Here is an 11,885-nt window from a genome sequence, read left to right on the forward strand (position 1 = left end):
TTGTCGTCCGGTCGAAATTCCGCTGACATCCGGGTGTGCACGGGATTGACGCGTGCGTTTCGCGGCTCGGGCGCCCTTCATCCATCGGAACGATTCACCTGCGATCGGCCTGTTCGTTCCGTTCAACGGAATTTTTTCGAAATTCATCCCGTTCAGCAGAATTCGAAATTGACGCGCCGAAATATGGCTGGCTAGAGTCCGCGTCATCGGCGCACCGGCCACGCGGTGTGCGAACCGGAGCTCTCCATGTCGTTTCTCACGCTTACGGATCTGACGAAAACCTTCGGCGCGCTCACCGCCGTCGCGGACGTCAACCTGTCGGTCGAACAGGGCGAATTCGTGTCGCTGCTCGGGCCGTCCGGTTGCGGCAAGACCACCACGCTGCAGATGATCGCCGGCTTCGTCGACGTCACGCGCGGCCGCATCGCGCTCGACGGGCAGGACATCACGCACCTGAAGCCGAACCGCCGCGGGCTCGGCATCGTGTTCCAGAGCTATGCGCTGTTTCCGCACATGAGCGTCGCGGAGAACGTCGGCTTCGGCCTCGACATGCGCGGCGTCGACAAGGCCGAGCGCGCGGAGCGCATCCGCGCGGCGCTGGCGCTCGTACGGCTCGACGCGCTCGCGCACCGCTTTCCGCGCGAATTGTCGGGCGGCCAGCGGCAGCGCGTGGCGATCGCGCGCGCGGTCGTGATCGAGCCGCCCGTGCTGCTGCTCGACGAACCGATGTCGAACCTCGACGCGAAGCTGCGCGAGGAGATGCAGTTCGAGCTGCGCGCGATCCAGCGCAAGATCGGCACGACGACGATCATGGTCACGCACGATCAGTCCGAAGCGCTGTCAATCAGCGACCGCGTGGTCGTGATGGAAGCCGGCCGCATCACGCAGACCGATACGCCGTACCGCGCGTACGAGCGCCCGGAAAACCGCTTCGTGTCGCAGTTCATCGGCAAGGCGAACCTGTTGCCCGGCACGATCGTCGCGCACGACGGCGACGCGATCCGCATCGACCTCGGGCACGATCTCGCCGAGACGGGCCGCACCGCGCACCTGCCGCCGCGCGAGCGCGACATGCGCGTCGGCGACGCGGTGTCGGTCTGCATCCGTCCGGAGAAGCTGCGGCTGTGCGCGCCCGACGCCGGCCGCTTCGCCGCGACCGTCACGAGCCGGTTCTTCCTCGGCAGCCAGTGGCTGTACCGCGTCGACAGCGCGCTCGGCGAAGTGCTCGTGTGCTGCCAGAACGAAGGCGCGGAACCGCTCGCGGAAGGCGCGCCGGTCGGCATCGACTGGCACAGCGACGCGGTGCGCGTGATGCGCCGGGAGGCCTGAATGCGACCGCCTTCCCGCCCGCTCTCGACCGACGTCGCACCGGCCGGACTCGCGCGATCGGGTGCGCATGACGCGGTGCCGACACGCACCGCCGCGCACGCGACGCAGCCGGCCCGCACGACACGCGCGAGCTGGCGCGCCCATGCGCCGCTGTGGCTGATGTGCGCGCCCGCATTCGCACTCTTCGCCGCGCTCGTGCTCGTGCCGCTCGCGATGACCTTCGTGTTGACGTTCTATCGCTTCGACCCGGCCACCGGTCCGATCGCCGCGTTCCAGTTCGGCAACTACGCGGAAGTGCTCGGCTCGTCGTATTTCCACACGATCTTCGCGCGCACGTTCGGGATCGCCGCGCTGACCACCGCGATCTGCGTCGCGATCGGCACGCCGGAAGCGTACGTGCTGTCGAAAATGCGCGACCCGTGGCGCTCGCTGTTCCTGCTCGCGATCCTCGCGCCGCTGCTGGTGTCGGTGGTCGTGCGCGCATTCGGCTGGAGCATGCTGCTGAACACCGGCGGGCTCGTGAACCAGGCGCTCGGGCTCGTGGGTCTCGGGCCGTACAAGCTCGAATACACGACCTTCGCGATCGTGATCGCACTGGTGCACGTGATGCTGCCGTTCATGGTGATTCCCGTGTGGACCGCGCTGCAGCGGCTCGATCCGCAGACCGAACACGCGGCGCTGTCGCTCGGCGCGTCGCCGTTCACGACGCTGCGCCGCATCGTCGTGCCGCAACTGATGCCGGGCGTGCTGTCGGGCAGCCTGATGGTGTTCGGGCTGTCGGCGAGCGCGTTCGCGATTCCGGGCCTGCTCGGCGGACGACGGCTGAAGGTCGCGGCCACGGCCGTCTACGACGAGTTCCTCGGCTCGCTGAACTGGCCGCTCGGCGCGACGATCGCGGTGCTGCTGCTCGCCGCGAACCTCGTCGTGATGCTCACTTACTACCGCGTGCTCGAACGCCGCTACGCGCGCAGCCTCGGAGGCGCATCGCGATGAGAAAGAACGGTCCCTTCGCCCTCGCCTTCCACACGCTCGTGATCCTGTTCGTGCTCGCGCCGCTCGTGATCGTCGTGCTCGTCGCGTTCACGCCCGACGAAACGCTGACGCTGCCGACCCGCGGCGTGTCGCTGCGCTGGTTCCGCGCGATCCTCGACTATCCGGACTTCGTCACCGCGTTCTTCAACAGCGTGAAGCTCGCGTTCGCGTCGGCCACGCTGTCGCTCGCGATCGGGCTGCCGGCCGGCCTCGCGATCGGCCGCGCGACGTTTCCGGGCCGCGCGTTCCTGAACGGGCTGCTGCTGTCGCCGCTCGTGATTCCCGGCCTCGTGCTCGGCATCGCGCTGCTGCGCTTCTTCGCGCTGATCGGCGCGACCGGCTCGTTCGCGTGGCTCGTGCTCGCGCACATGATCGTCATCACGCCGTTCGTGATGCGCCTCGTGCTCGCGTCGGTCGCCGGCCTCGACCGCAGCATCGAGCAGGCCGCGTGCTCGCTCGGCGCGGACCCGTGGACGATCTTCCGCCGCATCACGCTGCCGATGATCGTGCCCGGCATCACGGGCGGCTGGCTGCTCGCGTTCATCAACAGCTTCGACGAGCTGACGATGTCGATCTTCGTCACGTCGCCGCAGACGGTCACGCTGCCCGTGCGCATGTACATGTACGCGACCGAATCGATCGACCCGATGATGGCGTCGGTGTCGGCGCTCGTCATCTTCATCACCGCCGGCGCGATGCTGCTGCTCGATCGCGTGTACGGCCTGAACCGCATCCTGATCGGCCAACATTGATGACGACTCCCGTTTCCCGTTCCACTCACGTCGCGGACGACGGCGCGCAGTTCGTGCGCGTCGCCGAACGCGAACGCGCCCCCGTCGCGTTCGTGCTCGACGGCCGGCCCGCGCAGGCGCTCGCCGGCGACACCGTGCTCACCGCGATCCTGGTCGCGCAGCGTCGCGTGCGCGTCAGCGAATTCAGCGGCCAGCCGCGCGCGGGTTTCTGCCTGATCGGCGCCTGCCAGGACTGCTGGGTGCGCACCGAAGCCGGCGCACGCGTGCGCGCATGCTCGACGCCGATCGCCGACGGCATGCGGATTCTTACGGCCGCCCGGCCGGCCGCGACCGGAGACGCATCGTGAGCGCCGTACTGCAACCGGTGATCGTCGGCGCGGGGCCGGCCGGCGTGCGCGCGGCCGAGGCGCTGGTCGACGCGGGGCTGCACCCGGTCGTGATCGACGAGAACGCGCGCTGGGGCGGACAGATCTATCGTCAGCCGCCGGCCGACGCCGCATTCGTGCGCGGCAAGCGCACGCTGTACGGTTTCGAGGCTGCGAAGGCCGACGCCGTGCACCAGACGATGGCCGCGCTGCTGCCGCAGGTCGACTACCGGCCGAACACGCTCGCGTGGTCATGCGGCGCGGGCCGCGTCGACACGCTGCAGGACGGCCGCGAGGTGACGGTGCCGTACTCGCACCTGATCGTCGCGAGCGGCGCGACCGACCGCATGCTGCCCGTGCCGGGCTGGACGCTCGCGGGCGTCTATACGCTCGGCGGCGCCCAGGTCGCGCTGAAGGCGCAGGGCTGCGCGATCGGCCGGCGCATCGTGCTCGCGGGCACGGGGCCGCTGCTTTACCTCGTCGCCTACCAGTATGCGAAGGCCGGCGCGAACGTCGCGGCCGTGCTCGACACGAGCCCACTGCGCCGCCAGGCCGCTGCCGCGCCCGCGTTGCTGCGCATGCCGTCGATCTTCGCGAAAGGGCTCTACTACCACGGCTGGCTGCGCGCGCATGGCGTCGCGATCGAAACGGGCGTCACGCTCGAGCGCGTGCTCGGCGATCAACATGTGACGGGGCTCGCATGGCGCGCCGCCGGCGACTCGGCGCAGCCCGCGCCGCCGCGCGCGCTCGATTGCGATGCGCTCGGCCTCGGCTTCGGCCTGCGTTCCGAAACGCAGCTTGCCGATCTCGCCGGCTGCCGGTTCGGTTTCGACCCGCTCAACCGCGCGTGGCTGCCCGAACGCGACGCGGCCGGGCGCACGTCGGTGCGCGGCCTCTACGTCGCCGGCGACGGCGCGGGCATCGCGGGCGCCGACGCGGCCGAAGCGTCGGGCCGGCGTGCGGCGCTCGCGCTGCTCGACGATGCCGGCATCGCATCGCGCTCGCCGTCCGGCCAACCCGACGCGGCGGCGCTCGAACGCACGCTCGCGCGCATCGGCGCATTCCGCGCGGGCCTCGAAGCCGCGTTCGCGCCGCCGGCCGAACAGGCTGCCCGCTGCCCCGACGACACGATCGTGTGCCGCTGCGAAGAGATCGACGCGGGCACGCTGCGCCGCTGCGTGCGCGAAGGCGCGGCGACCGAATTGAACCGGCTGAAGGCGCTGACCCGCGTCGGCATGGGCCGCTGCCAGGGCCGCATGTGCGGCGACGCGGCCGCGCTCGTGCTGGCCGCCGAAACCGGCCGGCCGCTCGCCGACGTCGGCCGGTTGCGTGCGCAACCACCCGTGAAGCCGTTCCCGATCTCGGCCGCGCTCGCGGGCGACGACGTCGCGGCGATTCCCGACGAGGCGCGCGATGAGTGAGATCCGGCATTACGACGTCGCGATCGTCGGCGGCGGCCTCGTCGGCGCGTCGGCCGCGCTTGCGCTCACGCGACGCGGGCTGCGCGTCGGGCTGTTCGAACGGCGCGACTGCGGCGCGCAGGCGAGCGGCGTGAACTACGGCGGCGTGCGCTGTCAGGGCCGGCCGGTCGAGCAATTGCCGCTCGCACTGCGGGCGCGGCGCATCTGGGATCGCCTGCCCGAGCTGATCCGCATCGATGGCGAATTCGTCGTGTCCGGCCACTTGCGACTCGCACGCAGCGACGCCGATCTCGATGCGCTCGACGCGTACGCCGTGCTCGCCGGCGAACACGGCTTGCCGCTGCAGGTGATGCGCGGCGACGCGTTCCGCCGCCGCTACCCGTGGCTCGGCCGCGCGGCGCTCGGCGGCTCGCTGTGCGAGACCGACGGCCATGCGAACCCGCGCCTCGTGTCGCCCGCGTTCGCGCGCGCGGCCCGCGCGGCGGGCGCGGACGTGTTCGAGCACACCGCCGTCGATGAGGTTCATCACGACGGCACGCGTTTTCACTTGCAGGCGGGCGGCCGCGCGCACACCGCGACGTGGCTGATCAATTCGGCGGGCGCATGGGCGAACACGATCGCCGAACGCTTCGGCGAGGCCGTACCGATGGAGCCGATCTACCCGAACATGTGGGTGACCGAGCCGCTGCCGCCGTTCATCGCGCACAACCTCGGCGTGTATGGCGGCGGCGTGTACGCGCGGCAGGTCGCGCGCGGCAACTGCGTGATCGGCGGCGGCCGGGGCCGCGGCGACGGCGAGTTCGGCCAGCCGTCGGTCGATACGACGCGCGCGGTGATGCGCGATGCGTGCGCGCTGTTGCCCGCGCTGCGCGACGCACTGCTGATCCGCACGTGGAGCGGCGTCGAGGGCTGCACACCCGACCACAACCCGATCATCGGCGCGAGCCGCACCACGCCGAATCTGCTGCATGCGTTCGGCTTTTCCGGCGGCGGCTTCCTGCTCGCGCCGGGCGTCGGCGACGTGCTCGCCGATCTCATCACCACCGGCGAAACCGCGACGCCACTCGATGCATTCTCGATCGGCCGCTTCTTCCCGCAAGCCGTGCCGACCGCCCCTTTCCGTCAAGAGGAAACCCTAAGATGAAACTGCTCGGAACGATCGCGGCGGCCGCCGCCCTCTGCATCGCAGGCGCCGGCACGCCCGCGTTCGCGCAAACGAAGACCATCTACGTCGGCATGAACGGCGGGCCGATGGAGAAGGCCTATACGAGCCAGGTGCTGCCCGACTTCGAGAAGGCCAACAACGTCAAGGTGGTGATCGTGCCCGGCACGTCGTCGGACGTGCTCGCGAAGCTGCTCGCGAACCGCAACAAGCCGCAGATCCACGTCGCGTTCCTCGACGACGGCGTGATGGCGCGCGCGGTAAGCCTCGGCGTGTGCCAGAAACTCGACGATTCGCCGGTGCTCAAGGAGCTGTACCCGTTCGCGCGGATGAAGGACGACGTCGGCGCGGGCGTGCAGCTCGGGATGACCGGCATCGCGTACAACAAGAAGCTGTTCGCCGAGAAAGGCTGGGCGCCGCCGACCTCGTGGATGGATTTCGCCGATCCGAAATACAAGGGCAAGGTCGTGTTCCAGTCGGCGTCGAGCAGCACGTTCGGGCTGCACGGCTTCCTCGCGATCAACCGGCTGCTCGGCGGCAACGAGCAGAACGTCGAGCCCGGCTTCGGCAAGTGGGCGAGCACGGTCGGGCCGAACGTCGTCGAGTACATCCCGAACTCGGCGAAGATCTCCGAGATGGTGCAGACCGGCGAGGCCGGCCTGTTCCCGCTCACGCCGACCGGCGTCGGCGACCTTCAGGACAAGGGCATCCCCGTCGCGTATGCGAACCCGAAGGAAGGCCCGGTGCTGCTGCTCGTCGACCTGTGCGTGGTCGCGAACAATCCCGATCCGCAACTCGCGCAGAAGCTCGCGCAGTTCCTGCTGTCCGCGCCCGCGCAGACGAAGGCGGCCGAGGCCGGCAAGCAGATTCCGACCAACCGCCTCGCGAAGATGCCGGCTCCGATGCAACAGAGCCTCGGCAACGTCGACGACCTGGTGCGCAAGGTGACGGTGGTCGACTGGACCGCGATCAATGCGCGCCGCGCGCAGTGGGATACGCGGTGGAACCGGCAGATCGAGCGCTGACGGGCCCCGGCGCGCGCTGGCACGGCCACGCGCGCCCCGACCATCATTTGCGGGAGTGATGACACTCCCCTTTTTCTGCGGATTTGACCGGGGCCGGCGGGGCCGACAACACTAGCCCGCAGTGCCGCATGCATCGCGAAGACGGCACGCGCCCGCCTCCCCCTTCAGAGTTCCGCCATGTACCCGACCGACACCGTGCAATCCCCGAGCGCCGTCCGGCCGCTCGCCGACCGGCAACTGCGCCGGATCGTCATCGCCTCCGTCGCCGGCAACGCGATGGAGTGGTACGACTTCTTCGTGTACGGCACGGCCGCGGCGCTGGTGTTCGGCCACGTGTTCTTCCCGCCCGGCGCATCGCCGCTCGCCGGCAGCCTCGCCGCATTCGCGGCGTTCGCGCTCGGCTTCGTCGCGCGGCCGCTCGGCGGGATCGTGTTCGGCCACATCGGCGATCGCTACGGGCGCAAGGCATCGCTCGTCTGGACGCTGCTGATCATGGGCGCGTCGACCTTCGCGATCGGCCTGCTGCCGACCTATGCGCAGGTCGGCCTGTGGGCGCCGGCCGCGCTCGTCGTGCTGCGCCTGCTGCAGGGCATCGCGTCCGGCGGCGAATGGGGCGGCGGCGTGCTGATGATCAGCGAAAACGCGCCACCCGAGCAACGCGGCTATTACGCGGCGTGGAGCCAGCTCGGCGTAGGCGGCGGCTTCGTGCTGTCGTCGGCCGCGTTTCTCGCCGCGCAGGCGCTGCCGGACGACGCGTTCCGCACGTGGGGCTGGCGGCTGCCGTTCCTCGCGAGCGTCGCGATCTTCGCGATCGGCATCTATATCCGCCGCCATCTGCCGGAAAGCCGCGACTTCGAACAAGCCGGCAAGCGCGGTGCGCACACGCATTTGCCGATCGTCGAGTGCATCCGCCGCCACCCGAAGGAAATCCTGCTCGCGATGGGGCTGCGCGTGGCCGAGAACGGCGGTGCGTACATCTTCCTCGCGTTCTCGCTCGTCTATGGCAAATACCTGGGGATTCCGAACGGCACGATGCTGACCGGCGTGATGATCGCGATGATCGTCGAGATGGGCGCGATGCTCGCGTGGGGCCGGCTGTCCGACCGGATCGGCCGCAAGCCCGTGTACCTGATCGGCGCGCTGAGCCTCGTTGCGTGCGCGTTTCCGTTCTTCTGGCTGCTCGATACGCGCGTGACGCCGCTCGTGTGGCTCGCGCTGACGGTCGGCACGGCGGTGAGCCACGGCGCGATGATCGGCACGCTGCCCGCGCTCGTCGGCGAGCTGTTCAGCACCGAAGTGCGCTATTCGGGCGTCGCGCTCGGCCACGAAGTCGCGTCGATCTTCGCGGGCGGGATGTCGCCGCTGATCGCGACCGCATTGCTCGCGCGCTATCACGCGTCGTGGCCGGTGTCGCTGTTCCTCATCGCGCTCGGCCTCGTCACGGTCGCGACGCTGTGCGTGATGCGCGAGACGCGCACCACGCCCGCCGACGGTTCGCGCGGCGACCCGGCATGAGCGCGCGCCGCTCAGCGCCCGGTGTCGCGCCGCGCGCTGTCGAACGCCGGTGCCAGCCCGAGATGGTCGAGCAGCCGCGCGAATTCGCCGAGCCGCTGCCGCATGTACGCGGGCACGTCGACCGCCGCATAGTCGTGGAAGCCGGCGCCCGTACGCACGCCGTCGCGCCCGGCTTCCATGTTGCGCACGACGCTCGCGGCCGGCGCGAAGCGCGGGCCGATCTCGCCGGCCAGGTACCGCGACGCGTAGTAGAGGATGTCGCAACCGCCCCAGTCGATGAATTCGAGCAGCCCGAGCACCGCGAAGCGCGGGCCGAAGCCGGTGCGGATCGCCGTGTCGATGTCCTCGGCGCTGGCCACGCCTTCCTCGACCATCCGCGCGGCCTCGTTCATCGCGAGCGCCTGGATGCGCGGCACGATATAGCCGGGCGCCGGCCCGCAGATCACCGGCTTCTTGCCCACGCGTTCGAGCAGCGCCGCGAGCGCGTCGACGACGGTTTGATCCGTTGCGTCGCTGCGGCTCACCTCGACGAGCGGCATCAGCAGCGCGGGGTTCAGCCAGTGCGCGTTCAGCATCCGCGCGGGGTGCGCGACGTGGCGCTGCAATTCGGTGACGACGAACGTCGACGTGGTCGACGCGATCGTTGCGTGCGCATCGACGTGTTCACCGAGCCAGCGCAGCGCGTCGGCCTTTGCTTCGAGCACTTCGGGCAGCGCCTCGAACACGATGTCGGCATCGCGTACCGCGTCGGCCGCGCCGTTCCGCGCCACGAGCGCGATGCGCGCGACGACGGCATCCGCCTGCGCGGTGTCGATGCGGCCCAGCGCAACCTGCGCATGCAGCGGCCGGATGATCTCGTCGCGTGTGCGCACGTCGAACGCGCGCCGGCCGGCCGCGTCGCGCGGCTTGAAGTCGATCAGCGTCACGTCGAGGCCCGCGAACGCGAACACGAGCGCGATGCCCTGCCCCATGCGTCCCGCGCCGAGCACGTGGACGCGCGTCACATCGGCAGCCGCCTTCATTTCGCGTACCCCGCGTCGAGCAGCGCGCGCAGCGCATCCTTCGACAGCGCCGCGAGCCCGAGCCGCTCCAGCGTGCGCCCTTCCGCATACAGGTCGCGCACCGCGACCGCGCTCGCGATACTCAGCAGCCCCTGCGCGACGGGCGTCGGCACGCCGGCCCAGCGCCCGCACGACACGATGAACGACAGCCCGAGCCGGGTGTCCTCGAGCATGTAGCGATGCGTGCGCAGATCGATCTTCTCGCGCCAGTCGCCGCTATCGGTCAGCTTGCCGTGCGCGCCGCGCCCGTACATCCACTCGTCGCCGTCGGTCGCGTAGTGATCGGCGAGCGGGAAATGCGGCGCGCGGTAGCCGAGCGCTTCGCGCACCGCGATGCGTTCGGCGTCGAGCGCGTTCGTCACGCGGCGGATCGACGGCTGCGTGCCTTCGTTGTGGATGTCCCACGCGTCGAAGTGTTCGAGCGGCCCGGCGTTCATCAGGATCAGCGGCGGATGGATCACGGGGCCCGCGTTCATCAGCGCGCCGGACAACGCATCCTCGACCGGCTCGACCGACGGATAGCCGGCGCGCAGCACGTCGAACGCCCAGCCGGCCGCGTTCGCCGGCCACACGCCGGTCGGCAGGCGCGTCGCGTACGCGCTGATCACGACGTCGTTGTCGCCATGCTTGCGCACCAGATACGGCAGCGTGCCGGTTTCGGCGAACGCGACGCGCGCACGGTTGCCGGCGTCGGCGGCCGAGCGGGCGAACACGACGCTGCCGAACGTGCCGGGCGGCAGGAACACGACCTGGCCATCCTCCAGCAGCGGCCCGACCTGCGCGGCGAGCGCGTCGTGCGACGTAGCCGGCAGCGGCACCACGACGAGCCGCGCGCCGCGCAGCGCGGCGGCGAGATCGTCGGTCAGGCGGATCGCGCCCGGCGCATCGCCGAGCGGCACCGCCCGCTTGCCGCGATAGTCGGTGACGTTCAGCACGCCAAGCTCGCGCAGCCGCGCATGCGGCTCGCGATCGCGCCGCCACCACGTCACGTCGTGGCCTTTTTCGAGCAGGTCGATGGCCGCCGCATGGCAGCCGTGGCCGCCGCCCAGAACACATACCTTCATCGTTTTCTCCCGGTGATCGAGTATGTCCGAGACTACGCGGGCACTTGCACCGCGTCGCTTCAAAACGCGCAACGACACGCCCGTTCGCGCAACGCAATCGCGGTGCGGCAGATGCTGCCGCGCCCCTGCATCCGCCACGAGGTCTACGAATGGACATCGCCCTTTCCCGCCATGCGCCGAACCGGCTCGGCACGCTGCAGGCGCCCGACGAAGTCGAACGCGCGGTCGCGCACCGGCTCGGGCCGCACCGGATGGCCGCGGCCGGCCGCGATCCGTTTCACGCGGAGCTGTACGAGGTGCCGCTGCATCACGGCGCGCTGCTCGAACTCTGCTACGGCCGCGCAACGCGCATCGAGTTCGGCGACGATGCCGATCACTTCCTGTTCCGGCTGACGCTCGCCGGTGCGTGCGAACTGCAGGCCGGCAACGTCGTCGCGCGCGCCGGCCCCGGCGCGCTGACCGTATCGTCGCCCGCGCTTCCGAGCCGTCTGCGCACGAGCCCCGATTGCCGCAACCTCGTGCTGCGGCTCGAGCGCGGCGCGCTCGAGCGCAAGTTGCAGGACATGCTGCAGGCGACGCTCACGCGGCCGCTGCAATTCGATCTCGCGGCCGGCGGTGCCGGCGCGGGCACCGCGCTCGTACGGCCGACCTTCGAATACCTGTGCCGGCTCGGCGCGCAGCCGGGCATCGGCGCGGCGTCGCCGGTGTTCGGCGCCGACCTCACCGCGTGGCTGATGTCGCTGCTGCTCACGCACCTGCCGCATTCGTACAGCGACGCGCTGCGACGCGGCACGCCGCCGCTGCCCGCGCACGTGCGCCGTGCGTGCGCTCACGTCGATGCGCACCTCGGCGAACCGCTCGCGCTCGCCGCGCTGGCGGCCGTCGCCGGGGTCGCGCCGCGCACGCTGCAACATGCGTTTCGCGCGTTCCTGCACACGTCGCCGGCCGCGTACGTGCGCGAGCGCCGGCTCGCCGCCGTACACGCGGCGCTACAGCGCGGCGACGCGCGCAGCGTGACCGACGTATTGATCGCGCACGGCATCCATGGCTTCGGCCATTTCGCGAAGGCGTATGCACGGCGTTACGGCCACGCGCCTTCCGTCACCGCGAGGCAGACACGATGACGCTTTCCGCTCCCGGCCGCCCCGCGGCCCCGGCC

11 protein-coding genes are annotated in these 11,885 nt (G+C 70.6%); 9 read left to right on the forward strand and 2 right to left on the reverse strand.

Annotated elements, in window-relative coordinates:
* Window positions 1–246 precede the first annotated feature (246 nt).
* From H0X95_RS28080 to H0X95_RS28115, 8 genes are all read left to right on the forward strand, one after another.
* Complete coding sequence (locus H0X95_RS28080) at window positions 247–1,329, forward strand: ABC transporter ATP-binding protein (protein WP_006485925.1); 1,083 nt, start codon at window positions 247–249, stop codon at window positions 1,327–1,329.
* Window positions 1,330–2,322, forward strand: a complete 993-nt coding sequence (locus tag H0X95_RS28085; RefSeq protein ID WP_058902769.1) for an ABC transporter permease — start codon at window positions 1,330–1,332, stop codon at window positions 2,320–2,322.
* The gene (locus H0X95_RS28090; RefSeq protein WP_048988333.1) at window positions 2,319–3,113 is read left to right on the forward strand and encodes an ABC transporter permease; all 795 of its coding nucleotides are present in this window, start codon (window positions 2,319–2,321) and stop codon (window positions 3,111–3,113) included. Before H0X95_RS28085 ends, H0X95_RS28090 begins: the two co-directional genes overlap by 4 nt.
* Window positions 3,113–3,460 carry a (2Fe-2S)-binding protein gene (locus tag H0X95_RS28095; RefSeq protein ID WP_012493144.1) on the forward strand — a complete coding sequence of 116 codons (348 nt, stop codon included), beginning with the start codon at window positions 3,113–3,115 and terminating at the stop codon, window positions 3,458–3,460. Before H0X95_RS28090 ends, H0X95_RS28095 begins: the two co-directional genes overlap by 1 nt.
* Complete coding sequence (locus H0X95_RS28100; protein WP_059722447.1) at window positions 3,457–4,899, forward strand: FAD/NAD(P)-dependent oxidoreductase; 1,443 nt, start codon at window positions 3,457–3,459, stop codon at window positions 4,897–4,899. Before H0X95_RS28095 ends, H0X95_RS28100 begins: the two co-directional genes overlap by 4 nt.
* Entirely contained in the window at window positions 4,892–6,043 is a 1,152-nt protein-coding gene (locus tag H0X95_RS28105) for an NAD(P)/FAD-dependent oxidoreductase (RefSeq protein ID WP_059722445.1), read from the forward strand. The genes H0X95_RS28100 and H0X95_RS28105 overlap by 8 nt, the downstream gene beginning before the upstream one ends.
* The gene (locus H0X95_RS28110; RefSeq protein ID WP_059722443.1) at window positions 6,040–7,086 is read left to right on the forward strand and encodes an ABC transporter substrate-binding protein; all 1,047 of its coding nucleotides are present in this window, start codon (window positions 6,040–6,042) and stop codon (window positions 7,084–7,086) included. The genes H0X95_RS28105 and H0X95_RS28110 overlap by 4 nt, the downstream gene beginning before the upstream one ends.
* A gap of 177 nt (window positions 7,087–7,263) precedes the next feature.
* Window positions 7,264–8,601, forward strand: a complete 1,338-nt coding sequence (locus H0X95_RS28115; protein ID WP_059722442.1) for an MFS transporter — start codon at window positions 7,264–7,266, stop codon at window positions 8,599–8,601.
* 11 nt (window positions 8,602–8,612) lie between these two features.
* Here the strand turns inward: H0X95_RS28115 and H0X95_RS28120 are convergent, their stop codons facing one another.
* Window positions 8,613–9,623, reverse strand: coding sequence for a 3-hydroxybutyryl-CoA dehydrogenase (locus H0X95_RS28120; RefSeq protein ID WP_059722440.1), 1,011 nt, complete (start codon window positions 9,621–9,623; stop codon window positions 8,613–8,615).
* Entirely contained in the window at window positions 9,620–10,726 is a 1,107-nt protein-coding gene (locus H0X95_RS28125; protein WP_059722439.1) for an NAD/NADP-dependent octopine/nopaline dehydrogenase family protein, read from the reverse strand. The genes H0X95_RS28120 and H0X95_RS28125 overlap by 4 nt, the downstream gene beginning before the upstream one ends.
* A 149-nt stretch (window positions 10,727–10,875) precedes the next feature.
* Between H0X95_RS28125 and H0X95_RS28130 the strand changes: the two genes are divergently transcribed.
* A complete protein-coding gene (locus tag H0X95_RS28130) occupies window positions 10,876–11,850 on the forward strand; it encodes an AraC family transcriptional regulator (protein ID WP_059722437.1) in 975 nt (324 codons plus the stop codon).
* The last annotated feature ends 35 nt before the right edge of the window (window positions 11,851–11,885 follow it).

The organism is Burkholderia sp. 9779_493 (assembly GCF_015712215.1).
GTDB classification, from domain to species: domain Bacteria; phylum Pseudomonadota; class Gammaproteobacteria; order Burkholderiales; family Burkholderiaceae; genus Burkholderia; species Burkholderia cenocepacia.